Annotated in this window: 22 protein-coding genes and 1 pseudogene; 8 read left to right on the forward strand and 15 right to left on the reverse strand. The window is 70.2% G+C overall.

The window, feature by feature from the left end; translation table 11 throughout:
• Window positions 1–186 (reverse strand): annotated as a pseudogene (locus ACTMO_RS0115755) (AMP-binding protein); the annotation flags it as partial.
• A gap of 357 nt (window positions 187–543) precedes the next feature.
• Window positions 544–855 carry a hypothetical protein gene (locus ACTMO_RS23310; RefSeq protein WP_169509070.1) on the reverse strand — a complete coding sequence of 104 codons (312 nt, stop codon included), beginning with the start codon at window positions 853–855 and terminating at the stop codon, window positions 544–546.
• On the opposite strand from ACTMO_RS23310, the gene ACTMO_RS23315 reads away from it, so the two are divergent.
• Complete coding sequence (locus ACTMO_RS23315; RefSeq protein WP_169509071.1) at window positions 854–1,864, forward strand: alpha/beta hydrolase family protein; 1,011 nt, start codon at window positions 854–856, stop codon at window positions 1,862–1,864. The genes ACTMO_RS23310 and ACTMO_RS23315 overlap by 2 nt on opposite strands.
• Window positions 1,865–2,070: 206 nt before the next feature.
• Here ACTMO_RS23315 and ACTMO_RS0115765 read toward each other — a convergent pair whose 3' ends face one another.
• Complete coding sequence (locus tag ACTMO_RS0115765) at window positions 2,071–3,483, reverse strand: condensation domain-containing protein (protein WP_019855651.1); 1,413 nt, start codon at window positions 3,481–3,483, stop codon at window positions 2,071–2,073.
• Window positions 3,484–4,050: 567 nt separating this feature from the next.
• Here ACTMO_RS0115765 and ACTMO_RS0115775 point away from each other — a divergent pair.
• The gene (locus tag ACTMO_RS0115775) at window positions 4,051–5,487 is read left to right on the forward strand and encodes an MFS transporter (protein ID WP_026449296.1); all 1,437 of its coding nucleotides are present in this window, start codon (window positions 4,051–4,053) and stop codon (window positions 5,485–5,487) included.
• Here the strand turns inward: ACTMO_RS0115775 and ACTMO_RS0115780 are convergent.
• Complete coding sequence (locus ACTMO_RS0115780) at window positions 5,392–7,527, reverse strand: MMPL family transporter (RefSeq protein ID WP_019855655.1); 2,136 nt, start codon at window positions 7,525–7,527, stop codon at window positions 5,392–5,394. The genes ACTMO_RS0115775 and ACTMO_RS0115780 overlap by 96 nt on opposite strands.
• Window positions 7,528–8,271: 744 nt before the next feature.
• On the opposite strand from ACTMO_RS0115780, the gene ACTMO_RS0115790 reads away from it, so the two are divergent.
• The gene (locus ACTMO_RS0115790) at window positions 8,272–9,090 is read left to right on the forward strand and encodes a PhzF family phenazine biosynthesis protein (protein WP_019855657.1); all 819 of its coding nucleotides are present in this window, start codon (window positions 8,272–8,274) and stop codon (window positions 9,088–9,090) included.
• A 66-nt stretch (window positions 9,091–9,156) separates the two neighbouring features.
• The gene (locus tag ACTMO_RS0115795; protein WP_019855658.1) at window positions 9,157–9,558 is read left to right on the forward strand and encodes a YccF domain-containing protein; all 402 of its coding nucleotides are present in this window, start codon (window positions 9,157–9,159) and stop codon (window positions 9,556–9,558) included.
• A 67-nt stretch (window positions 9,559–9,625) separates the two neighbouring features.
• Here the strand turns inward: ACTMO_RS0115795 and ACTMO_RS0115800 are convergent, their stop codons facing one another.
• The 5 genes from ACTMO_RS0115800 to ACTMO_RS0115820 are packed head-to-tail and all read right to left on the reverse strand — an operon-like array spanning window position 9,626 to window position 13,559.
• Window positions 9,626–10,387: an HAD-IIA family hydrolase gene (locus ACTMO_RS0115800; RefSeq protein WP_026449298.1), complete on the reverse strand. Its 762-nt coding sequence runs from the start codon at window positions 10,385–10,387 to the stop codon at window positions 9,626–9,628.
• Between the two features lie 41 nt (window positions 10,388–10,428).
• Window positions 10,429–11,538, reverse strand: coding sequence for a sulfate/molybdate ABC transporter ATP-binding protein (locus ACTMO_RS0115805; RefSeq protein ID WP_026449299.1), 1,110 nt, complete (start codon window positions 11,536–11,538; stop codon window positions 10,429–10,431).
• Between the two features lie 19 nt (window positions 11,539–11,557).
• Complete coding sequence (locus ACTMO_RS0115810) at window positions 11,558–12,376, reverse strand: ABC transporter permease (protein WP_019855661.1); 819 nt, start codon at window positions 12,374–12,376, stop codon at window positions 11,558–11,560.
• 14 nt (window positions 12,377–12,390) lie between these two features.
• Complete coding sequence (modA, locus tag ACTMO_RS0115815; RefSeq protein ID WP_019855662.1) at window positions 12,391–13,158, reverse strand: molybdate ABC transporter substrate-binding protein; 768 nt, start codon at window positions 13,156–13,158, stop codon at window positions 12,391–12,393.
• Window positions 13,155–13,559 (reverse strand): TOBE domain-containing protein, encoded by a 405-nt coding sequence (locus ACTMO_RS0115820; protein ID WP_026449300.1) that lies wholly within the window; start codon window positions 13,557–13,559, stop codon window positions 13,155–13,157. Before ACTMO_RS0115820 ends, modA begins: the two co-directional genes overlap by 4 nt.
• A gap of 184 nt (window positions 13,560–13,743) precedes the next feature.
• Between ACTMO_RS0115820 and moaA the strand changes: the two genes are divergently transcribed.
• The 3 genes from moaA (at window position 13,744) to ACTMO_RS23950 (ending at window position 16,832) form a co-directional block, all read left to right on the forward strand.
• On the forward strand, window positions 13,744–14,802 hold the full coding sequence (gene moaA / locus ACTMO_RS0115825) for a GTP 3',8-cyclase MoaA (RefSeq protein WP_019855664.1): 1,059 nt from the start codon (window positions 13,744–13,746) through the stop codon (window positions 14,800–14,802).
• Window positions 14,803–14,808: 6 nt separating this feature from the next.
• On the forward strand, window positions 14,809–15,165 hold the full coding sequence (locus ACTMO_RS0115830; RefSeq protein WP_019855665.1) for a MoaD/ThiS family protein: 357 nt from the start codon (window positions 14,809–14,811) through the stop codon (window positions 15,163–15,165).
• A 1,004-nt stretch (window positions 15,166–16,169) separates the two neighbouring features.
• The gene (locus ACTMO_RS23950) at window positions 16,170–16,832 is read left to right on the forward strand and encodes a LysM peptidoglycan-binding domain-containing protein (protein WP_019855666.1); all 663 of its coding nucleotides are present in this window, start codon (window positions 16,170–16,172) and stop codon (window positions 16,830–16,832) included.
• A 151-nt stretch (window positions 16,833–16,983) separates the two neighbouring features.
• On the opposite strand, the gene ACTMO_RS0115840 is transcribed toward ACTMO_RS23950, so the two are convergent.
• The 4 genes from ACTMO_RS0115840 to ACTMO_RS0115855 form a co-directional block, all read right to left on the reverse strand.
• On the reverse strand, window positions 16,984–17,922 hold the full coding sequence (locus tag ACTMO_RS0115840; protein WP_026449302.1) for a molybdenum cofactor biosynthesis protein MoaE: 939 nt from the start codon (window positions 17,920–17,922) through the stop codon (window positions 16,984–16,986).
• 52 nt (window positions 17,923–17,974) lie between these two features.
• Complete coding sequence (gene moaC, locus ACTMO_RS0115845; protein ID WP_019855668.1) at window positions 17,975–18,466, reverse strand: cyclic pyranopterin monophosphate synthase MoaC; 492 nt, start codon at window positions 18,464–18,466, stop codon at window positions 17,975–17,977.
• A 117-nt stretch (window positions 18,467–18,583) separates the two neighbouring features.
• Window positions 18,584–20,062 (reverse strand): NAD-dependent malic enzyme, encoded by a 1,479-nt coding sequence (locus tag ACTMO_RS0115850; protein WP_019855669.1) that lies wholly within the window; start codon window positions 20,060–20,062, stop codon window positions 18,584–18,586.
• A 143-nt stretch (window positions 20,063–20,205) separates the two neighbouring features.
• On the reverse strand, window positions 20,206–20,391 hold the full coding sequence (locus tag ACTMO_RS0115855) for a hypothetical protein (protein ID WP_019855670.1): 186 nt from the start codon (window positions 20,389–20,391) through the stop codon (window positions 20,206–20,208).
• A gap of 202 nt (window positions 20,392–20,593) precedes the next feature.
• Between ACTMO_RS0115855 and ACTMO_RS0115860 the strand changes: the two genes are divergently transcribed.
• The gene (locus ACTMO_RS0115860) at window positions 20,594–22,912 is read left to right on the forward strand and encodes a helicase-associated domain-containing protein (protein ID WP_019855671.1); all 2,319 of its coding nucleotides are present in this window, start codon (window positions 20,594–20,596) and stop codon (window positions 22,910–22,912) included.
• A gap of 45 nt (window positions 22,913–22,957) precedes the next feature.
• On the opposite strand, the gene ACTMO_RS0115865 is transcribed toward ACTMO_RS0115860, so the two are convergent.
• Together ACTMO_RS0115865 and ACTMO_RS23770 are read right to left on the reverse strand one after the other, a co-directional pair.
• Window positions 22,958–23,563: a GTP-binding protein gene (locus tag ACTMO_RS0115865; RefSeq protein ID WP_019855672.1), complete on the reverse strand. Its 606-nt coding sequence runs from the start codon at window positions 23,561–23,563 to the stop codon at window positions 22,958–22,960.
• Window positions 23,544–24,278: a DUF742 domain-containing protein gene (locus tag ACTMO_RS23770; RefSeq protein WP_019855673.1), complete on the reverse strand. Its 735-nt coding sequence runs from the start codon at window positions 24,276–24,278 to the stop codon at window positions 23,544–23,546. Before ACTMO_RS23770 ends, ACTMO_RS0115865 begins: the two co-directional genes overlap by 20 nt.
• Window positions 24,279–24,292 lie beyond the last annotated feature (14 nt).

Below are 24,292 nucleotides of genomic sequence, written 5' to 3' on the forward strand. Positions count from 1 at the left end.
CATGCCGAAGCAGTGGTAGAAGGGCGGCGCGATCGCCACCCGGTCCCGCTCGGTGTAACCGCACAGCTCGCCGACGAAGAACCCGTTGTTCAGGATGTTGTGGTGCGACAACGTCGCCCCCTTGGGAAAACCCGTGGTTCCGGAGGTGTACTGGATGTTGATCGGATCGTCGGCGGACAACGCGGACGCACCCCCTCGACCATGTCCATGTACTCCCCATCAACCAAAGACGCTGGCCCCCACACACCGGGGAACCGATTTCAGGCAAAATCAGCCGCCCCGCTCCCACGGTCCGCACGACCTTTCACCCGCCCCCATCGGTGGGGATCTCCACACCGGGACCGGCCAGCCAGGTTCGCGTATCCGGCGACGGCCCGGCACGAACGAGAACACCGCGAGGACGAGCAACCGGTCCGTTGCCGATGACCTGTGGCGGCGGCGCTCGTTTCCGAGTCGAACTCCACCAGCGGAGCGTCTGTCCACGACACGGTGGAACGAATCACTTCCCGTCGTCGTCCCAGGCGGTCCTGTTCGGACCGGGTCTCACGCGGACGGAGTAGTGGTGTTGTTGGTGGCACGGCACCGTGACACGGTGACCCGTGTGTGGAACTGTTCAGGCTCGGGGGTCACACGGCGACGCGCGCTGACGTCGATGCTGTTCGCGCCCGCCGCGGCGTCGGCAGCCTCGGCGGGTCTTCCCGGACGAGCCGGTGCCGACACCTCGGCGGCGTCCGGAATCCGACCGTGGCTGCCCACCCCCACCGGCCCCTGTCCGGTCGGACGCAGTGTGTTGTCGCTGGTGGACAGGGATCGTATCGACCCGTGGCGCCCTCGTTCCGGGAATCGTCGCGTCATGGTGTCAGTGTGGTATCCGGCGCTGCCGTGGGAGGGCACCTCGGCGCCGTACGTCTCCCCGGCGGTCTCCGAGTTGGTCGCGGAGACGGCGGAGATACCGGTTCCGCCGACGGCGTTGAGCAGGGTGCACACCAACTCCGGACCGGAGGCCTCGCCCCGACCGGGGCCGTGGCCGTTGGTGGTGCTCTCCCCCGGTTTCGGCAATCCACGTGCGGCGGTGACGGCGACAGCCGAGGAACTGGCCAGCCAGGGGACGGTCGTTGCCGGGGTGGATCACACCTACGAGGCGCCGGTGGAGTTCCCCGACGGCCGGGTCACGGAGTGCGCCAAGCCGGTGCCGTGCGGGTTCGACGAACACCATGAACTGCAACGCGTGGTGCTCAGCCGGGTGGCCGACTTCCGCCTGGTGCTGGAGGCGCTGGTCGGCCCCGGGTCGGTCTGGTCGGGAGCACGTGTCGTCGACGGTTCGGCGATCGCCGTGCTCGGCCACTCGATCGGAGGTGCCGCGGCGGTCCAGGCGGCGTACGAGGATCCCCGGGTGCGGGCCGGGGTGAACATGGACGGCACGATCCACGACCCCGACTCGCTGGCCGGTACACGGGCTCCGGTACTGCTGCTGGGGAACGCTCGGCGGCTGGAACAGCCCGACTTCGACCCTTCGTGGCGCCGGACGTGGTCGCGGCTGGCGGGATGGAAACGGTTTCTGCTGGTGCGCGGCACCGGCCATTCCTCCTTCACCGACTGGCCGGTTCTGATCGACCAGCTCGGGCTCCGCGACGAGCTACCCACCGATACCGGCCAGAGCGACCGGGACAGGCTCCCGTCGCTCCGTTCGGTCCTGATCACCCGGGCCTACGTCACGGCCTTCGTGCGAGAACACCTGGCCGGTGAATCCTCGCCACTGTTCGAGGGGCCGTCCCCGCACTACCCGGAGGTCGTGTTCTCCGGCCCGGAGTCCCCCGAGAAGGGACAGCGCGGTCGGGGTGCTCCCTCCGGCCAGTCGCCGTGAGCTGCGGCGGCGGAAGCCATCGCGCCCCGTGACGCGGGTTCTGCGCCCGACATGGTGCCGGGCGCAGAACCCGTTGCCGTACCGAGAACCGAAACGGTGGACGCAGGAGGGGCTCGATACCCACAGCTCGGTGCCCTCCCCGCACGTGCGGGCGTACGCGCTGACCCGCGAATCCGCGACCGCCTCGTTCGGTTGTGCTCCGTGGTTCACCGGGGTCCGGCCAGCAGGGGAACGTAGTCACCGTCCTGGGCGACCGTGGTGAGGATCTCGCCGGTGCGCGCGAGGAAACGCAGCACGTTCTTGTGCCCGAGTTCGGTGGCCGGGTACCGGGCCGTGACGTACACGCCGTCCTGGGTGCGGTTGATCCACACGAACACCCCGTCGCCGCGTGAGACCTTGCCGAAGGCGTGCGCGTTCCACTCGTCCCAGCGGTCGGCGCCGGGAACGAGCCTGCCGTCGATGTAGGACACCAGGAACACCGGACGCAGCAGGACTTCGAACAGTTCGCACACCCGCGCCAAGGGCACCTCGGCCATGGACCTCACCGACCGCACCGTCTCCCGCGCCCCACGGGCGAAGGCGTGGAAATCACCCTCCTGTGTCGCCGGAAGCTCCACCGGCGCCAGCCCGACGTACCACCCCAGCGAGGCCCACCACTGCGGCTGCGAACGCGTGTGGAAGGGAACGAGCGTGCGGTAGACGTCCTGGTCGCCGAGTTCGCAGGCGGCGATCCCGGTGGCGGCCAGAACGCCGCTGAAGAAGTTCGAGCCGCCTTCCTCGCAGGCCGTCTCGAAGGTGTTGGCCTCGTCGGGATCCAGCAGCCACTCGCACACCCCGCTCTGCCGCGGCATGATGACCGAGTCCTGCGGTGCCAGCCCCAGATCCAGTGGGAAGGCGGGCAGCTGCCAGTCCGCGGGCTCCACGAACTCCCGCCAGCGCCGGACGTCCTCGTGCTCGGTGTCGAGCTCGGCCGCTCGGGAGCGTTCGGCGTCGGCGAAGTCGACGTAGCTGCCGACGTCGAGCAGCTGGGCCCGGTCGCCGACGGCGGCGGCGCGGTAGAGCTCCTGGATCTCGTGGGCGATCAGGCTGATCGAGTAGCCGTCGACGTTGGTGTGGTCGAAGGCCATGTAGACCGTGGTCGCCTCCTCGTGGTCCACGGTCACGAACAGGTAGCACGGCCAGTCCAGCGGATCGGTCGACTCGTCGAACCGGTCCTCCAGGTAGCGGTGCAACTCCTCCTGCTCGACGAAGTCGCCGATCTCGACTCGCTGGAACGCTATCCGCTCCGTTTCCAGGGTGAAACGCAGCAATTCTCCGTCGGACTCGCGAAAACCGCTGCGAAGGGTTTCGTGCCGGTCGATCCAGCTCCGGAAGGCCATTTCCAGGGCGTCCGGGTCGGCGCCGCCGGAGATGTCGAAGGCGGTCGCCAGCCATGTCGGTTCCTCGACGCCACGCTGACGGTTCATCGCGGCCGTGCGAACGTGTGCCTCCTGCAGATAGGAGGGTGGACGGGAGTCGATTCCCGTTTCTTCGGCCGCGGCGAGTGTGGACGGGTGCAGTCTCCACTCGGAAACACGTCCGGTTCGCGCGTCGTATTGCGATATCTCGGTGAGCTTCATCTCGTTTCCCGCGTCGAATCAAAGAGTTCCGTGGTGCTGTTGAATTCGTTCCTGCGGGGACATCGCGGGAACGAAACACCAACCACACGCCCGTGAACTGCGAATATAATGCGCCACTCGGCTTCGGTCGCCGAGCGAGTCATGACTGGGAGAGTCATTTCGCCCCCGATGGAACAGGACTCGGTAAACGTTTTCTCACCGGACGGCACTCACCGCCTGAACGCGGAACCGCTCCTCCGGAGGAACGAGAAAACGATCTTGGTCGAATAATGTGATCTTGGGATTCGTCACCCTTTGTGTTTCGTTTTCACCGGATAACCGAAGACTAGTCAAGGGCCACATCGAGACGCAACCAAGAAAACGTGTGAATCAGAGCACCAGATCATCTTCTCAGAAAATAAACAAACAATTAGCCATAAGGTAAACCCGCCGTGTCAAGGTATTCCATATTCTGGTCACCCGTTCCGTGAGACACACTTCATAGGAAATACCCCCACGCTCCGTGCATGATGTGACGAGGAGTAGGGACACCCTATTGTCTTTCGCGAATACGGCGAAAGGATTCGTATGACCGAAATGCGACATTCGCGCCCGGCGAAGCGGTCCCGGTGGCTGCTGTTGGCGGTCTCGATCAGCGGCGTCCTGGCCGGGCTGGACGGCACGGCCGTGGTGATCGCCGCGCCGAACATCGCGCAGACCGTGCACGCGAGCCCGACCCAGCTACAGTGGATCACCAACTCCTACCTCGTGGCCCTGGCGGTGGGGTTGTTGCCGGCGGGACGGTTCGTCGACCGCCTCGGGCACCGGCGGGGGTTCGTTCTCGGGGTGGCGCTGTTCGGCCTGCTGTCCCTGCCCATCGCCCTGGCCACCAGCGCCACGATGCTGATCACGCTGCGGGCCGCGCAGGGGCTGGCCGGAGCTCTCATGCAACCGGCCGCGATGGCGTTGCTGCGCGTGACCTTCCCTCCACCCCGGCTGAATCCGGCCATCGGCGTGCTCACCGCCGCCACCGCGGCCTCGGCGGCGGGAGGGCCGATCATCGCCGGCACCATCGTCGAGCATTTCGGTTGGCCCGCCGTGTTCCTGCTCAACCTGCCGCTCACGCTGGTCACCGCCCTGCTGGGCCGGTGGAGCGCCGCCGAGTCCCGCGGGGACGGAGCACAACGTCCGCCCGTGCGGGCCGTGCTGCGGCTTCCCGGAATCGGGTTCGGCGTGCTACTGGTCACCGCGAGCTACTTCGCGATCTACGGGCTGTTGTTCGTGCTGACGCTGTACCTACAGAACCTGCGCGGGCTGGATCCGGTGGCCGCCGGCCTCTGGCTGTTGCCCCTGTCCGCCGTGGTCGTGCTCAGTGCCCCGCTGGGTGGTGTGCTGACCACACGGTTCGGTGCGCCCCGTCCGGCCCTGGCCGGCATGGCCCTGGTCGTGGTGACACTGGCCGGTTTGTCCATGGTGGATGGCGAAACCACGCTGGCCGGGTTCACCCCGATCGCGCTGCTCGGCGGGACCGGGGCCGGAATCGCGCTGGTCGCCGGGACGCAGGCCATCATCGGTGTGGCGCCCACCGCGCTGTCCGGCCTGGCCTCGGCCGTGCAGCAGACGGTCAGCCAGCTCGGCGGTGTACTCGGCATCGGCGTCCTCGGAGCGGTGCTGTCGTGGCGGGTGGGTGAGGTGCTGCCCGCCGAACTCGAACACGCCGCGCTACCCGAGGATCTCGTCCGGCGGACGCTGGACAACACCGGTGACATCGCGCAGGGAACGGTGCCGGTGCCGCCCGCGACCACGGAGTCCGTGACCGCCGCGCTCACCGCCGCCGGGCGGCAGGCCTTCCTGGAAGGGCTGCACACCAGTCTGCTGGTGGCCGCGCTGGTCACGGCCGTGGGGAGTGTGCTGGCAGCCATGATCCGCTCAACGGCCGAGTCGGCTGGGCCACCAGACGCGGCGGCCGATGTCGACGGTGAGCGCCGGGACCAGCAGCGAACGCACCACAAGCGTGTCCAGTAGGACACCGAAGGCGACCAGGATCGCGATCTGGACCATGAACAGGACCGGCAGCACGCCCAGCGCGGCGAAGGTCGCGGCGAGCACCACCCCGGCCGAGGTGATCACACCGCCGGTCACCGTCAGGCCGTGCAGGGTCCCCTCCCGGGTGCCGCGGTGGAGGCTTTCCTCCCGAACGCGGGTCATCAGAAAGATGTTGTAGTCGATGCCCAACGCCACGAGGAACACGAACGCGTACAACGGCACCGAGGGATCGGCTCCCGGGAAACCCAGCAGGTGCTCGAAGACCAGCCCGCCGACGCCCAGCGTGGCCGCGAACGACAACACCACCGTGGCGATCAGCAGCAGCGGCGCGACCACGGCCCGCAACAGCAGCACCAGCAGCACGAAGATGACCACCAGCACCAACGGGATGATCACCGACCGGTCGTGGACGGCGGTCTGACGCACTTCGAGCTGGTTGGCCGTCTGCCCGCCCACCTTGGCCTCGGCACCGTCAACGGCGTGCACCGCCGCACGCAGCCGCCGCACGGTGTCCACGGCGGCCTCGGAGTCGGCCGGGTCCCGCAGCGTGGCGTTCACCTCGACCATCCCCTCGACCACCTTCGGCTGCTCCGGACTCTCCGGGCCGAGGGGCCTCAGCCTCACCTCCTCGACCCCGTCCACGCCCTCGGCGACCTCGACGACCTGCCGGGCGTGGTCGGCATCGGCGATGATGACGGCGGGTGTGCCGGTGCCACCGCTGTCGGGGAAGTGCTCGTCCAACGCCTCCTGCCCGACGACGGCCTCCACCTCGCCGAGGAAGGTCTCGCGCTGGGACACCCCGTCGGCGTGCAGTTGGGGGGCGAAGGCCGCGGCGACCAGCAGGACGGCGGCGGTGACGGTCCACGTTCGGCGCGGGCGCCCACCCACCGCGCCCGCCACCCTGTGCCACAGCGTCACGCGTCGCGGCTGCTCGTCCGTGCCGTCCGACTCGACGCGCTGTTCGGGCCGGAAGGGCCAGAACGCCGAGCGTCCGAACAACACCAGCGTCGCGGGCAGGAAAGTCAGGGAGGCCAGCAGCGCGGCGGCGATGCCGATCGCGGCGATCGGCCCCAAACCCCGGTTGGATCCGAGTTCGCTGAACAGCATGCACAGCATCCCGGCGATCACGGTGCCCGCCGAGGCCGCGATCGGTTCCACCGAGGCGCGCAGGGCACGCCGCATCGCCGCCCGGGCCGTGCCGTGACGCGTCAGCTCCTCGCGGTAACGTGCGACCAGCAGCAGGGCGTAGTCGGTACCGGCGCCGAAGACGAGGATGAGCAGGATGCCCTGGGTCTGGCCGTTGAGGTTGACCACCTCGTTCTTGGCCAGGGGGTAGACGGTCATCGACGCCAGGGCCAGGGCAAGTCCGGCGCCCACGAGCACGATCAGGGGCAACAGCGGGCTGCGGTACACCACGACCAGAATGACCGCGACGAGGACGGCGGTGACGACCAGCAGCCTGCCGTCGATGCCGGAGAAGACCTCGGCCATCTGCGCGCCGTAACCGGCTGGGCCCGTCACGTTGGCCTCCAGCCCCGAGGGCAGTTCCCGCGAGGCCACCGTGGACACTTCCTGACCGATCCTGCCCGCCGCGAAGGGATCCTTCCCGGAGACCGGAACCAGCACCCGGGCGGCCTGGCCGTCCTCGGACGGAACGGGAGGCGACACGGACCCCTCCAGACCGCTCATCTCGTTCAGCGCCTCGACCCGCTGGCGGATGGCTTGCCTGTCCCGGGATGTGAGTCCCGAAGGGCGTTCGAAGACCACCACGGCGGGGCGGACGTCGCGCTCGGCGAACCGCTTCCGCAGTTCGACGACGCGGGTGGCCTCCGAGTTGGCCGGTAGGAACGAGGCGTCGTCGTTGCGCTGGACCTCGTTGAGTTTGCCGAGGAACGGACCACCGACCACGCCGAGCACCAGCCAGCCGAGGACCAGCAGGATCGGCAGGATCCACCGCCTTCCGCGCCGTGACGGCGGGGTGTGTTCCGGGGGTGTCGTGCTGACGGTGGAGGAAACCATCCGCAGCTCCTCTCAGTGGACGCGTCACCGTCGCGGAAGCTTCACCGGAAAGCACCGAAAACAAACGAACGTTGCGAATCGGACATTCCGGAAAGACTCCACGGAGGGCCGGGAATCCCCGCGGAGCGGTTCCTGCCGGCCGCCGGAATACCTCGGCCCACACGGAGTGCGTGGTTCCGACAGACCACCCCGGAAGGAATCCTCAGTGACAACTCACCAGTAACCTCCGGACGGCGCAATAGCCCACCCGTCACGGGTGAGCACGCACACAGCCATTCGAACGAAACGGTTACCACCACGTGAACCCGGTTTCTCCGGACGGCGGTTCGCACGCCCGAGGAACGAATCCGCCGGTCACACCCCTCCCGGAAACACATCAGCCCCACGCCAGAGGCACGGAACCGACAATCGGACAAACGGCGGCGCACGAGACGGGAACGAGAAACAGAATGCGGGAAGGATTCCTCACTTCCCACACTTCGGGAAATATCTGCCGCTTCCCGGAGAAAAAGCGACTCACGCGAGGAAACCCGTCGCAAGGCATGACCGCACCAACCCCCTGTTCGCGGGGTTTCCCCGCTACGAGGTCATTCCCCGAAAGCCAGCCGGTGGAGCTGTTCGAGGTGGCCCCCGGAACGGGAACGGCCCTGTTCGGACAGACGTGTCCGGGTGACGGTGTACAGCCGGCACGACCTCCACCGGCCGTGGAGGCCGGTACGGCGACGGGGCGCGACGAAAACCCGAGTGACGCGCCACAACCCGGCGACTAACATCGCCGCCGTGGATGCCTACCTCGTCGACTCCTTCACCTCCGAGGCCTTCAGCGGCAACCCCGCCGGGGTGGTGCTGCTGGACGAGCCCGCCGAGGAAGGCTGGATGCGCTCGGTGGCCGCGGAGTTCAAACACTCGGAGACCGCCTTCGTCGTCACCGGCGGCGGGGGCGAGGCGCCCAAACCGCTGCGCTGGTTCACCCCCACCACCGAGGTCGACCTCTGCGGGCACGCGACCCTGGCCGCCGCGCACGTGCTCGGAGGCGAACAGCGGTTCACCACCCGCAGCGGCGAACTCACCTGCTCGTCCGACGAGCACGGCCTGGTCGAACTGGACTTCCCCGCCCGAGGTTTCGCCCCCACCGACGACTCCGAGGTGGTCCCCGCGCTGGGCGAACTCCCGCCGGACGCCGTCGAACACGTCGCCGACGACGGCACCGACCTGGTCGTGCAGCTCTCCGAGGCCGCCCTGGTGCGTGGGCTGAGTCCGGACACCGACGCCCTGGCCCGCCTGCCCGTACGCGGCGTCACCGTCACCGCCCGGGGCGACCGCCCCGGTGTGGACATCGTCAGCCGGTTCTTCGCCCCGGCGGTGGGAGTTCCGGAGGACCCGGTGACCGGCTCCGCGCACTGCGCGCTGGCCCCCTGGTGGGCCGAACAGCTCGGCCGCACCGACCTGTACGCCGAACAGGCCTCCCCGCGCGGGGGCAGCCTGCGCCTCCGCCTGCGCAGGCAGCGGGTGAAGCTGGCGGGCAACGCGGTCACGGTGCTGCACGGCAGCCTGCACGCCTGAGCCCGTCGGGGACGAATCGGGGACTTCCCCGAGTCGTGTCCCCCCTGCCGCTGGCAGAGTGGTGCCATGCGGCTGTTGTTCAACATCGTCTGGCTCGTGCTCAGCGGACTCTGGATGGCGATCGGCTACGCCTTCGCCGGGATCCTGCTGTGCGTGACGATCATCGGTATCCCCTTCGGCATCGCCTCGTTCCGCATGGCCAACTTCGCGCTGTGGCCGTTCGGCAGGCAGCTCGTCGAGGAGCACGACGCGGGGGTGTTCTCGGCGATCGGCAACGTGCTGTGGGTGATCCTCGCCGGCTGGTGGCTGGCTCTGGGCCACATCCTCAGCGGGATCGCCCTGTGCGTGACGATCATCGGTATCCCGCTCGGGATCGCCAGTTTCAAGCTCGTTCCCGTGTCGCTGTTCCCCCTCGGCAAACGCATCGTGGACACCGACGACGCCCACGCCCTGATCCCGCTGCGCTGAACCGACCCGCCTCCGGGTCGGACCGCGCCGCGCCGAAGGAGCCGAGGAGCGTCGGAGCCGGAGAACCTCAGTCGAACGGGCGTTCCACCCGGCCGACCAGGTCCGCCACCGAGTCGATCACGCGCGTGGGCCGGTACGGGAACAGCTCGGCCGTGTGCCTGCCGGAGATCCCCGACAGCACCAGGATCGTCTGCAAACCGGACTCCAGTCCGGAACGCACGTCGGTGTCCATGCGGTCACCGATCATCAGGGTGTTCTCCGAGTGGGCCCGCAGCTCGCGCAGGGCCGAGCGCATCATCAGCGGGTTCGGCTTGCCCACGTAGTAGGGATCGTGTCCGGTGACCCGCTCGATCAGCGCGGCGACCGCGCCCGTGGCGGGCAGCGTGCCCTCCCGGCTGGGGCTCTTCTCGTCCGGGTTGGTGGCGATGAAACGCGCCCCGCCCTCCACCAGCCGGATGGCCTTGGTGATCGCCTCGAAGCTGTAGGTGCGGGTCTCACCGAGCACCACGTAGTCCGGGTCGCGGTCGGTGAGCACGTAGCCGATGTTGTGCAACGCCGTGGTCAGCCCGGACTCGCCCACCACATAGGCGGAGCCTCCCGGTCGCTGCTTGTCCAGGAACTGCGCCGTGGCCAGCGCGGAGGTCCAGATCGCCGACTCCGGCACGTCCAGTCCGCTGCGCATCAGTCGCGCCCGCAGGTCCCGTCTGGTGTACACGGAGTTGTTCGTGAACACCATGAACGGCAGGCCGTGTTCCCGAAGCTCGTTCAGGAAGGCGTCCGCTCCGGGGACCATGTGCTCCTCGTGCACGAGCACACCGTCCATGTCCATCAGATAGGTCCAGGGAGATACCTCGTCAGTCACGCCCTCGATCATCCAACGGACAGCGGATGGACAGCCACCTCGGTGGCCTTGACGGCGAAGAACACCCGGTCACCGGGCTTCAGAGCGAGTTCGGCCACGGCGGCCGGGGTCACCTCCGCCGTCAGGGGGACTGCCTCGTCCCCCGCCTCGGTCTCGGCACGCAGGCGGACGGTGTCCCCGCGCGGTTCGAGACCGAGCAGCCGCACCTCCACCACGTTGCGGGGGCTGCCCTCCGGGGCGGCGCGGTGCACCGCGACCGCCGAGGGGGCGAAGACGGCCGCCGCCGGTTCGCCCGGTTCGACGGGTTCGGCCGTGCCGCCGCGGACGGTGACGCCGTCCACCTCGACCCCCTCGGCCACGGCGGTGCCCCGGACCAGGTTCAGCCCGGCGATGCGCGCGGTGAACGAGGTGCGGGGACGGGCCAGCACCCGCCCGGTCTCGCCCCGCTCCACCACACCGCCCCCGTCGAGCACCAGCACCCGGTCGGCCAGCACCACCGCGTCCAGCACGTCGTGGGTCACCAGCACACAGGGGGTGCGCTGGGCCCCCAGCACGCGGTGCAGCAACCCGCGCATCGCGGGTGCCGTGTCCACGTCCAGCGCGGACAGCGGCTCGTCCAGCAGCAGCACCTCGGGGTCGGCGGCCAGTGCCCGCGCCAACGCGACCCGCTGGGCCTGTCCCCCGGACAGCCGGGCCGGAGCCCGCCCGGCGAGCTCGGCGACGTCGAGCCGGTCGAGCCACTCCCGCGCGATCGCACGGGCCCGCCGGGCGCGGTCACCGCCCGCCCGGGGGCCGAAGGCGACGTTCTCCAACACCGACAGGTGCGGGAACAGCGTGGGCCGCTGGGCCAGCAGCCCCACACGGCGCCGGTGGGTGGGCAGGTCCACCCCGCGCCGCGTGTCCAGCCACACCCGGCCGTCCAGCGCCACCCTGCCGTGTTCGGGCAGTACCGAGCCGGTCAGCGTGCCCAGCAGCGTCGACTTGCCCGCGCCGTTGGGCCCGAGCACCGCCAGCACCTCCCCCGGACGCACCGCGCAGGTCACGTCCAGCTCGAAGCCGGGGCGGCGCAGCCGCACCTCGGCGGACAACCCCTCGCCGGTGGAGGGTCCCGCTTCCATCCGGGCCACCTCGCTCACCTCAGCCCACCGCCCTCGGTCGTGCGACGACGATGACCAGCAGGGCTATCGCCACCAGCAGCAGGGACATCGCCACCGCCGCGTCCACGTCGGCCTGCGCCTCGGTGTAGACGGCCAGCGGCAGTGTCCTGGTGGTGCCGCGCAGGCTTCCGGCGAAGGTGATGGTCGCGCCGAACTCGCCGAGCGCGCGGGCGAAGGTCAGCACCAGCCCGGACACGAGGGCGGGCAGCACCATCGGCAGGGTGACGCGTCGGAAGGTCAGCCACGGCCCCGCGCCCAGAGTGGCCGCCATGCGCTCGTGCTCGGTCCCGGCGGCACGCAGGGCCCCCTCCAGACTCACCACCAGGAACGGCATGGCCACGAAGGTCTGGGCCAGCACCACGGCGGTGGTGGTGTAGGGCACGGTCAGACCGAACCACTGCTCCAGCACCGCCCCCACGGGTCCGGTGCGTCCGAGCAGGTACAGCAGCGCAAGCCCGCCCACCACCGGTGGCAGCACCAGCGGGAGCAGCACCGCCCCCCGCAGCAGCCGCTTCCCCGGGATACGGGAGCGGGCCAGCACCACCGCCAGCGGGCCGCCGAGGAGCACGGACACCCCCGTGGCCAGCACCGCCGTGCGCAGCGACAGCCGCAGCGCGCTCAACGCGGCCGGGCTGGTCAGCAACGCGGGCAGTCGCGCCGGGTCGACGCGGGCGAACAGCCCGAGCACCGGAAGCAGGATCAGGGCCAGGGCGCCCCCGGCGGGCAACCACAGCGGCAGGGGGGTTCCGACGGGTCGTTCCGCGCCTTTCCGGCGTCGCGGGCGCAGCACGCTGCTCATACGGCACCGTCCGCTCACGGGGTTCCGAACCCGTACTCGCGCAGGATCCGACGTCCCCGGTCACCGCGTACGAACTCGACGAAGGCCTCGGCCGTGTCCGGGTGTTCGGCCGCCTCCAGCGTGGCGAGGGGGTACTCGTTGGTCACCCGCTCGGAGGCGGGAAAGTCCACTGTGCGCACCTTGTCCCCGGCGGCTTCGGCGTCGGTGACGTAGACCAGCCCGGCGTCGGCCTCCCCGACCTCGACCTTGTGCAGCACGTCCTTGACGTCGTTCTCCTCGCTCACGGGGTTCAGCCGGACCCCGCTCACCGTCTCCACCCGCTCGGTGGCGGCACCGCACGGCACCCGCGGGGCGCACACGACCACGGACACGTCCTCGGCGGCCAGGTCGGACAACGCGCGCACCCCGGCGGGGTTGCTCGGCGGCACCACCACGGTCAGTCGGTTGGTCGCGAACGTGCGCGGTCGCTCCGCGACGGCGCCCGCGCGCACCACTCTGTTCATCATGGCCCGGTCGGCCGAGGCGAACACGTCTCCCCCGGCCCCCTGTCGGATGCGTTCGGCCAGCAGCGCCGATCCCTGGAAGTTGAACCGCACCTCCACGTCGGGATGTGCCCGCTCGAACCGCTCGCCCATCTCGCGGAAGGACTCGGTCAGCGAGGCGGCGGCCAGCACCGTCAGCGTGGTGCCCTCGGTACGCGTTCCGGCCCCGCAGCCGGAGGCCACCAGGGCGGCGGTCAGCAGCACCGCCAGCGGGAAGCCCCTCGCGCGTGCTCGGGTCATGTTCCGTCCCCGGGTTTCTCCACCACCACCGCGGTGGACTTGACCACGGCGACCGCCAGCACTCCCGGGCGCAGCCCGAGCTCCTCGACGGCCTCGGTGCTGAGCAGCGAGACCACCCGGTGGGGGCCGCACTGCAACTCGACCTGGGACATCACCGTGTCGGAGACGACCTCGGTGACCAGCCCGACGAACCGGTTGCGGGCCGAACGTTCGACCCCGGAGGGATCGTGGGCGGCCCGGGCCCTGTCGCGGGCGAACTCGGCGAGCACCGAGCCCTCGACGACCAGCCGCCCGGAGGGGCCCTGTTCGGCGGGCAGCCGCGCGTCCTCCACCCAGCGGCGGACGGTGTCGTCGCTGACGCCCAACAGGCCGGCGACTTCGGAGATCCGATACTGCGGCACGAGTGGGAGAATAAAACCGCGAATGCCGACGGATCCAGGGGGGCCGAGCCGCACGAGCGGTTCCATCCGCTTTTCGTGTCTTCCTCCGAACCCCCGCCGGGGCGACCGAATCACTTGGGAGAACACGCACGAAAACCCTCGTGTGCGATCGAATTACCCCCGCCCGGACCGTTACGCTCGGGGCGTGACTTCCGTGGACCTGGGCATCCCGGTGACCCGCCGGACGGTCGACACGTCGACGCGCCCGGACACGCCATACCTGGTCGACCGTTTCGGGCGCGTGGCGACCGACCTGCGGGTATCCCTGATCGACAAGTGCAACCTGCGCTGCACCTACTGTATGCCCGCCGAGGGACTGCCGTGGATGAAGCGCTCCGAGATGCTGGACACCGAGGAGATGGTCCGGCTGATCACCCTGGCGGTGCGCGAGCTGGGGGTCACGAACGTGCGCTTCACCGGTGGGGAGCCGCTACTGCGGCAGGACCTGGTGGACATCATCGCCGCGACCGCCTCCCTGCCCGAGGCCCCCCGGACCTCGCTGACCACCAACGGGATCAACCTCGGCAGGTTCGCCGGACGGCTCGCGGAGAGCGGGCTGGACCGGGTGAACATCTCCCTGGACACCCTGGACCGGGACACCTTCCACCGACTGACCCGCCGGGACCGTTTCGAGGACGTGCTGGAGGGGCTGCGCGCGGCCAAGGAGCACGGCCTGGAACCGGTGAAGGTGAACGCGGTGCTGCTGCGCGGAATCAACGAGCACGAGGCCTGCGACCTGCTGCGCTACTGCCTCGAACAGGGATACCAGCTGCGTTTCATCGAGCAGATGCCGCTGGACCCCCAGCACGCCTGGGACCGCGCTGAGATGGTCACCGCCGACGAGGTTCTGGAGATGCTCGGCGCGGAGTTCTCCCTGACCCCGCACACGGCCGAACGGGGCTCGGCCCCGGCCGAGCGGTGGTTGGTGGACGGCGGCCCGGAGACGGTCGGGGTGATCGGTTCGGTCACCCGACCCTTCTGCGCCACCTGCGACCGCACCAGGCTCACCGCCGACGGCCAGCTGCGCTCGTGCCTGTTCTCCCAGACGGAGACGAACCTGCGCGAACCCCTGCGCGAGGGCGTGAGCGACGCCGAACTCGCCCGGCTGTGGCGGGAGACCATGTGGGCCAAGGCCGCCGGGCACGGCATGGACCGGGAGGACTTCGTGCAGCCCGCGCGCCCGATGAGTTCGATCGGCGGGTAGTCGACGGTGGAACCGGAACGGAACGTCCCCACGAGTCACCCCGAGCACGCGGCGGGCGCTGCCACCGGCTCCTCGGAGCGCTCCCCGAGCGGAGGTGTCCGGGTGTTGGTGCGGTACTTCGCCGGTGCCCGGGCGGCCGCGGGTACCGGCGAGGAGAGCCTCGAGGTGGCTCCCGCCGAGGTCGACTCCGGGGTCACGGTCTCCGACGTGCTGCGAGAAGTGCTGGCCGCCCACGACGCACGACTCGGCCGGGTGGTGGCCGCGTGCGGTTTCCTCGTGGACGGGGTGGCGGTGCGCGACGAGAAGGCCCCCGTCAGCGACGGGTCCGAGGTGGACGTGCTGCCGCCCTTCGCGGGTGGCTGATCCCGTCCGGATGTCGGGAACGCTACATCCTTCCGGGGGAAGTGGGCGCGTCCGGCACTGCGTCCGGGCGTGTCGTCGGTTATGATCATCGTCGTGGTTCGAGCGCGAACCGCTCTCCGTCCGACCGGCTGAGGTCCTCCGGGACGTTCGTCGGTCGTGTTCCCACCGAGCTGACGTCGGAGTCCGCGCCCCCGTGTGTGCTCGCGGCGGCGGACGGCGACACGGCTCGGCCCACGGTTCCGGGAAGCGGTAGAACGCGTGTCCGTTCCGACGGGACGACTCCCCGCACGACGTGGGACTCGCCGCACGGGCGCGTTCAGTGCGAGCACTGTTCGCGATCAGCGACACGATTCCATGTCACGGCGTGTTTGCTTCACTCTTCTGGGTGATTAGGGCGGGACAACTCGCGATCCGAGCCAGCCCGGAGGTCGGGCATTCTCCGGACGGGTGACGGATCACCCGATGAACCGTTTTCGAACGCGCTCAGCGATCGGCAACCTCCGTTGAGTAACGATTCCACGAAAACGGTCCTTCCCTTGCGTGCCAAGCGAAAAATGGTGAATCTGACGTAACACGGCCGCGTCAGCGGATGTGATCACCCAACAACGGAGTGACCCACGCCTCACCCCGAGTGATCGATATCGACTCGGAAACAAGTTGATAACAACGCTGTGCGCTGCATAAACACCCCTGATCGATCCCCCCGGGCCATACGTTACTGTGACGAGCATCACATTCCATTAAGTTTCCGTTCGCTTGCTTGATTACGTACTGTTCCCACCGGTCGGCCCCGAACCGACCAACCCAAAGAAAAACCGGGAAGTCCGCAGCGCCGATCCCTGCCCGGCGGACTTCCTACCCCCGAACGAAACGAAACCGGGCAGGGACGGGGAAACCGTGAAAGCGCCCCGAAGCTTTCGCGGACCACGGGTTCCCAGGAACCCACCGGAACACGCACCCGCGTTTCCGGAAGGAATCCCGCAAGCGCGGCAGGAGAGAGGGACATGGCTCGTTACAAGGGCAAACATCGCAAGGCTTCCAGCTTCACGCGTAACGCCGCCCGCGTGGCCATCGCGGGCGCCGTGGTCGCCTCGCCGTTCGCGGTGGCCGCACCGGCCAGCGCGGCCGACTGGGACGAACTGGCCCAGTGCGAGTCCAGCGGCGACTGGCACATCAACACCGGCAACGGTTTCTACGGCGGGCTGCAGTTCACCCCCTCCACCTGGGAGGCCTTCGGCGGTCACCAGTACGCCTCCAACGCGCACCAGGCCAGCCGTGCCGAGCAGATCGCGGTGGCCAAGAAGGTGCTCGCCGCACAGGGCCCCGGCGCCTGGCCCGCCTGCACCGCCAAGACCAACTGGGTCAGCGGCAGCACCGGCAACGTGGGCGAGGTCTCCGGCGGCTCCTCGAACGAGAACGAGCAGCCGGCCCCCAGCCAGCCCAGCCAGCCCGAGCAACAGAGCGGCTCCACCGAACAGTCGACCGAGGCCACGCAGCAGAGCAGCGTGCGCAGCAACGGTGCCGACTACACCGTCCAGTCCGGGGACACGCTGAGCGAGATCGGCCAGCGCTTCGGTGTGAGCTACCAGGACATCTTCGAGCGCAACACCGACGTGCTCGACGACCCGAACCTCATCTTCCCGGGTCAGCAGCTCGACATCCGCTGATCCGTACGGATGACCGGGCGCGTTGACCGCGCCCCACGGAGACCGGGGTCCCGCCGCCTTCCCCCAGCGGCGGGGCCCCGTTTTTCCGTGCCGCCGGGACCGCCGAGCGAGAAGGTGACCTCCCATAGCCCGTACGGGCCCTCCCAGCGCCTCAGGGGCAGTTGACCCACTCCTCCTGCCCGTCGTCGAAGACCTGGCGCTTCCAGACCGGAAGCCTGCGCTTGACCTCGTCCACCAGTTCCGCACAGGCGTCGAAGGCCTGCTTGCGGTGCTCGGCCGCCACGGCACAGCCCAGGGCCACGTCGCCGATCCCCAGCACCCCGGTGCGGTGCTGCACCGCCAGGGCACGCACACCGTCCGAACGGGACGCCACGTCGGCGGCCACCTCCCGGACCACCTCGTCCGCGGACGGGTGAGCGGTGTACTCCAGCTCCCGCACCCCGCGTCCGCCGTCGTGGTCCCGCACGGCCCCGCCGAATCCGACCACCGCACCCGCCGCCCGGTGCGCGACCTCACGTTCCAGCAGCGCCACGTCGACGTCCCGGTCGGTCATCGCGGCCCGCACCACCTCGGCCGAGCCCGCACCGACGGTCTCGGAACCGGCCGTCCCACGGGAGTGGTCCGCACCGGCGAGCTGGTCGAGGGCGTGCTCCAGCACCCCGTCCAACACGTCCAGGCCGTCCCGCACCCCGCCCCGGGATCCGGGCAGGTTGACCACCAGCGTGCGGCCGGCGACCCCGGCGACGCCCCGCGAGAGCACGGCGGTGGGCACGGCGGGCAACCCGGCGGTGCGCACCGCGTCGGCGAGGCCGGGGACGGGGAAGTCGAGCAGCCGCTCGGTGACCTCCGGGGTGCGGTCGGTCGGGGAGATCCCCGTTCCTCCCGTGGTCAGCACCAGCTCCACCTCGTGTTCCAGCGCGGAACGCAGCGCCGCCGCCACGGGCTCCCCGTCGGGCACCACCTCGGGCTCGGGCACGGTGAAGCCGCGTTCGCGCAGCCAGGAGACGATGAGGGGGCCGGTGCGGTCCTCGTAGACCCCCTCGGCGGCGCGGTTCGAAGCGGCTATCACACGGGCGTGTCGTTCGGTCATGGCAACCTCCGTACCGGTCCGCACGACGACCGGCGTGTCCTTGCGCACCACATCATCCCCGTGCCTCGTCCCGGGTCCACACCCCGGTCTTGCCGCCCTCCTTGCGTTCCACCCGCACCCCGTCGAGCACCGCCGCCGGGTCCACGGCCTTGATCATGTCGTGCAGCGCCAGTCCCGCACCGCTGACCGCCGTCAACGCCTCCATCTCCACCCCGGTGCGGTCGGTGGTGCGCACGGTCGCGGTGATCCGTACCTCGGCCTCGCCGGTCTCGAACTCCACCTCCACCCCGGCGAGGGCGATCGGATGGCACAGCGGAACCAGGTCCGGAGTGCGTTTGGCCGCCATGATCCCCGCGACGCGCGCGGTGGCCAGCGCGTCGCCCTTCGGCAGGTCCCGCTGTCGCAGCCGCGTCATCACCTCGGCGGTGGTGCGCAGTGTTCCCGTGGCCACCGCCAGCCGGGTGCCGCGTTCCTTGCCTGCCACGTCCACCATGCGCGCCGCACCGGACTCGTCCAGGTGGGTGAGGTCGTGTTCCGAAGCCATACGTCGAGCCTAGAGAGTGCGCGCGCCGCTTCCACGGGGCGGGAAACCGACGAACGGGGCGCCGCCCGAACGGATCGGACGGCGCCCCGCACCGGCACGGTCATCCCCGCGAGGGGATCAGAACTCGACCTCCTCCTCCAGGTCGGCGAAACCCGGGATCCCACCGCTCACGGCGGCCGCCCGCTGGGCTCCCCCGCCACTCGACCCCTCGCCCGCGACGGCCACGCGGCGAACCGCCTCGGCCACGGCGGGAGCCACGGTCGTGTCGAACACGCTGGGGACGATGAACGAGGCGTTGACCCGGTCGTTGCTGTCCACGACGTCGGCGATCGCGTTGGCCGCGGCCAGCATCATCTCGTCGGTGATCTCGTGGGCATGCGCGTCCAGCAGGCCCCGGAAGAAGCCGGGGAAGGCGAGCACGTTGTTGATCTGGTTCGGGTAGTCGCTGCGTCCGGTGGCGACCACGGTGGCGTGCTTCTGGGCCTCCAGCGGATCCACCTCGGGGTCGGGATTGGCCAGCGCGAACACGATGGCCTCGGAGTTCATCGTGGCCACGTCCTCGGCGCTGAGCAGGTTCGGGGCGGAGACCCCGATGAACACGTCGGCCTCCCGCACCGCGTCCCGCAGCGTTCCCCTGCGCCCCTCGGCGTTGGTCCGGGCGGCGATGGAACGCAGGTGTTCGTCGGTGTCCCCCCGGTCGGCGTGCACGATCCCGTCCACGTCCACGGCGATGATGTCGGCGGGGCTCTTCTGCCGCAGCAGCCGGATGATCGCCGAACCGGCGGCCCCGACGCCGCAGACCACCACCCGGCAGTCGGACAGGTCCTTGTCGACCACCCGCAGGGCGTTGCGCAGCGCCCCGAGCACCACGATCGCGGTTCCGTGCTGGTCGTCGTGGAACACCGGGATGTTCAACCGGTCCCGCAGTCGCGCCTCGATCTCGAAGCAGCGCGGGGCCGCGATGTCCTCCAGGTTGATCCCGCCGTAGACGGGGGCGACGAGTTCGGCGGCGCGGATGATCTCCTCGGTGTCCTGGGTGTCCAGACACACCGGCCACGCGTTGACCCCGGCGAACTTCTTGAACAGCGCCGCCTTGCCCTCCATCACGGGCAGGGCGGCCTCCGGGCCGATGTTGCCGAGCCCCAGCACGGCCGAGCCGTCCGTGAGGACCGCGACCGAACTGCGTTTGACGGTCAGCCTGCGGGCGTCCTCCGGGTTCTTGGCGATCGCCGTGCACACCCGGGCCACCCCGGGAGTGTAGGCGCGGGAGAGGTCGTCCCGGTTGGCCAGGGCGACCTTGGAGTTGACCTCGATCTTGCCACCGAGATGCACCAGGAAGGTCCGATCGGAGACCTTCCTGACCCGCATCCCCGGCAGCGCTTCGAGTACCTCGGTGATGTCGTCGGCGTGATCGGCCGACAGCGAGTTGCAGGTGATGTCGACCACGATGCGGTCGGCGTGCGACTCGACCACGTCGAAGGCCGTGATCACCGCACCGGTACGCCCGACCGCCGTGGTCAGATCACCGGCCGCGCTCGCCGAGGGCGGTGCCTCGACGCGGACGGTGATCGAGTATCCCGGACCTGGAACCGGCATGTAGCACCTCTGTCAGTGATGAGCTCTCGCGAAACCCTGTGGCGGGTCCGAGACTAGAACTCACCACCCCGACAACACCGGTGCCCCACCGCTTCGTGGAAGGTGATTTCCGGCACTCGGTATTCCGAGACCGGCGGCCAGGCTCACCTGTTGATCTCGGTGTGCGGGTGCTCGTAGGGGAGCACCCCCTCGGCCAGCGGGAAGGACACCTCTCCGAAGGGGGACATGGCCCCCTGCCTGTCGGACAGGAACTCCGTCACGGGGTGCTCCCCCTCGTGCGGCCATTCCGGGTCGATGCGCTCGCCCTTGGCCTTGTTCCCCTCGGCCACGCCAACCTCCTCAACGGATCGGTCCTGCCCGGGCCGTGCCCGAACGCCCGGCGCCGCACGCGGACCCCCGGGCCTGCCCGTCGTCGACCAGTTTGCCTGACTCCGAGGATCACCCGGCCGGGTACCCCCGCCCCGCGTCGTCTCCGCGTGGGGGACCACACAGGGCGGAGCACCGCCGTGCCCCGCGAGTATGTTGGAAGGGATGCCCCCGAAACCCGCATCGCAGGAACAGGAGACCACGCGGGACGACGTCGAGTCCCTGGCCGCCCGGCTGCGCGCCGCCAGTGACGAGCACCTCACCGAACTACTGCGGCTGCGCCCCGACCTGGCCACCCCGCCGCCGACGGACACCACGGTGCTGGCCAACCGCGCGACGGTGCGCGCCTCCGTGGCCCGTGCCTGTGAGGACCTCGACTCGTTCACGCTGACCGTGCTGGAAGCCCTCGTGGTGCTCGGCGCCGACGAGCACGGGGTGACGGTGCGCCGGCTCACCGAGTTCCTCGGCACCGGGGTGACCGTGGAGCAGACCACCGGCAGGCTGGAGGTGCTGCGTGCCCGCGCCCTCGTGTGGGGGGAGCGGGACGAGCTGCGCGTGCCCGCCACGACGAGGGAGGTCCTGCGGGCCCACCCGGGCGGTCTGGGCACCTTCGCACCGGACCTGTCCGAGGCACACGTCCGCCGGTTGCTCGACGGGCTGGACGACGAGGAACGGCGGGGGGTCGAGCGGCTCGCGTGGAGTTCGCCGGTGGGCAACACCCGCGAGGCCCGCCGCGACGTGGCCCGGGGGGACAACCCCACCCCGGTCCAGCGCCTGCTGGACAAGGGGGTGCTGCTGCGCCGGGACGAGAACACCGTGGAACTTCCCGGCCGGTTCGGGCTGGCCGTGCGGGGCCCGGAGCAACCCATGGGCCGGGTGGAGACAGCCGAACCGATACCGGAGCTCGTCGAACACGGCGTGGGCAGGATCGACGAGGCCGCCGCCGGGGAGCTGCTCGAACTCAACAGACACGTGGAACTGCTGCTGCGCGACTGGGAGCGGGAGCCCCCGGACGTGCTGCGCTCCGGTGGGATCGGGATCCGCGAGGTCCGCCGCACCGCCAAGAGCCTGGACGTCGACGAGGACCGGGCGGGGCTGCTGGCCGAACTGGTGGTGGCGGCCGGGCTCGTGGACACCAGCGCCGACGAGGAGGGGCCGCAGTGGGTGCCCACCGTGCGGGCCGACTCGTGGTTGGCCGCCGCGCCCGAACAGCGCTGGGCCGTGCTGGCCGGGTCCTGGCTGGACTCCCCCCGTCTGCCCGGGCTGATCGGCTCGCGCGACGAGCGGGGGCGCCTGCTGGGTCCCCTCTCCGAGGGGCTACGCCGCCCCACCGCCCCCCGGGAACGGCGCCGGGTGCTGGAGCTGCTCGACGAACTCCCCTCCGGCCACGGTGTGCGGCACCACTCCGAGGTCGCGGCCGTGCTGGCCTGGCGCGCGCCGCGCCGGGGCGGCCCGCTGCGGGACGAGGTGGTGCACTGGGTCCTGTCCGAGGCCACCGCGCTCGGCGTCGTCGCCGCCGGAGGGCTCTCCTCGGGGGGACGGACCCTGTTGGCCGGGGACGAGGACACGGCGGCCCGGGTGATGGGCGGGGTGATCCCCGAGCCCGTGGACCACGTGCTCGTGCAGGCCGACCTGACGGTGGTCGCCCCGGGCAGGCTCACCCCCGAACTGGCCGCGGAGATGGAGCTGGTCGCCGACGTGGAGTCCGCCGGCAGCGCGACCGTCTACCGGGTGAGCGAGTCCAGCGTGCGCAGGGCCCTGGACGCCGGACGGGACAGCGAGCGGCTGCACGAGCTGTTCCGGACCCGCTCCCGCACCCCGGTGCCGCAGGCTCTCAGCTATCTGGTGGACGACACCGCCCGCAGACACGGCCGGCTGCGCGCGGGCACCGCCTCCTCCTTCCTGCGGTGCGAGGACCCCGTGGTGCTCACCGAAGTGCTCGGCAGGTCCGAGCTGTCCGGGCTGGCTCTGCGCCGGATCGCTCCCACCGTGCTGGTCAGTCCGCTTCCGCTGGAGGAACTGGTCGAACAGCTGCGCTCCAGCGGCTACGCGCCGGTGGCGGAGAACGCCGAGGGCGGGGTACTGGACCTGCGTCCCCGACCACAACGGATCCGGGGACGGGGACGCCACGGTGGACAGCGGGGGGAACCGACCGCGCCCTCCCGGCCGGACGAGGGGCAACTGGCCGAGCGGGTGCGCACGCTCCGCGCCGGGGACCAGGCCGCGGCCGTGGACGGCAACACCATAGCCCCCGAACGGGGCAGGCCCAGCGCGGAGGCCACGCTGAAGCTGCTGCGCACGGCCGCCGAACGCGGCGACAGCGTGTGGCTGGGTTTCGTGGACGTCCAGGGCGGGGCCACGCAGCGGATCGTGCGGCCGGTGAGCGTCGGCAACGGAGTGCTGCAGGGGTTCGACACCGGACGCGAGGAACTGGGCAGTTTTCCGCTGCACCGCATCACCTCCGTGGCGGTGGTGCGGCACTGAGCGGCTCCCGGACACGGACGGACACGCCCGGCCGGTACTCGCGCCTCAGCCCTGGGAGGTGGCCATGCGTTGCCGCATGGCGTGCTGTACCAGGGTGATGAGCGTGTTCTTCGTGGACTCCTTGTCCCTGGCGTCGCAGCCGAGCACCGGCACGGACTCGTCGATGGTCAGTGCCTCCCGCACGTCCTCCAGCCGGTGGTGCAGCACCCCCTCGAAGGTGTTCACCGCCACCACGTAGGGCAGCCCGCGGTCGTCGAAGAAGTCGATGGAGGCGAAGGCGTCCGCGAGCCTGCGGGTGTCCACCAGAACCACCGCGCCGATGGCCCCGCGCACCAGGTCGTCCCACATGAACCAGAAGCGGTGCTGGCCGGGAGTGCCGAACAGGTAGAGGATCAGCTCGGAGTCCAGGGAGACCCGGCCGAAGTCCATGGCGACCGTGGTGGTCTCCTTGCCGGGGGTGGCGCTGAGGTCGTCGACCCCGACGCTGGCCTCGGTCATGACCGCTTCGGTGGTCAACGGAAGGATCTCGGACACCGAACCGACCAGTGTCGTCTTACCGACCCCGAAACCACCGGCGACCACGATCTTGGTCGAGGTCTTTCCTCCGTCGGAGCCGGTCGTCGCGCGGGGATCAGAGCCTGCGAAGCCCACTGAGCACCCTTTCCAAGAACTCCATGGACGGCCGGTCGCCCACGACCATTCCGCTGTCGTGGATCTCGACCAGGCCGAGACTGGCCATGTCACCGATCAGCACCCGCACCACGCCCAGCGGCAGACGCAGATGGGCGGAGATCTCGGCGATCGAGCGCGCCTCGGTGCACAGACCACAGATCGACCGGTGTTCGGGCGTGGCCTGGGCACTCTGCGTGCGTCCGCGCTCGCTGGTGGACACCAGCGTCTCGACGGCGAGGTCGTAGTCGCTGCGGGTACGGCCCCGTGTCCGGGCGTACGGGCGCATCAACGAGCCCTCGTCCTCCCCGTCTCCCCCCAGGGGCGAGGTGCCCTGCCCCGGCAGGGAGGGCATGGAGGAGGACAGGGACGGCATCGACTGCGAGATGGAGGACATCGGCTGCGAGATGGAGGGCATCGACATCGGGCCGTTGTCCCCCCTGTCGCGGCCCTCCGGTTCGGCACCCGCGCCGGAAGCGTCCCGTTCGGACCCGTACTCGGAGCCGAACAGGTCGGCTCCCGGGCCGCCGAACAGCCCGCGCTGGTACTCCTCGGTGGCGGCGGTGTCCCCGGAGGGAACACCGCGTTCACCGGAGCGGCCGTCGAGGAAGTCGTCCTGCCACTCGTCGGCTCCGGCGCGTTGACCGTACAGCCGGAACAGGTCGCCGTCCCAGTTCGGGTTGGCCCCCTCGCTCATCGTGAGCTCCCAAC

Origin of the sequence: Actinopolyspora mortivallis DSM 44261, from assembly GCF_000384035.1 — a bacterium.
GTDB classification, from domain to species: Bacteria; Actinomycetota; Actinomycetes; order Mycobacteriales; family Pseudonocardiaceae; genus Actinopolyspora; species Actinopolyspora mortivallis.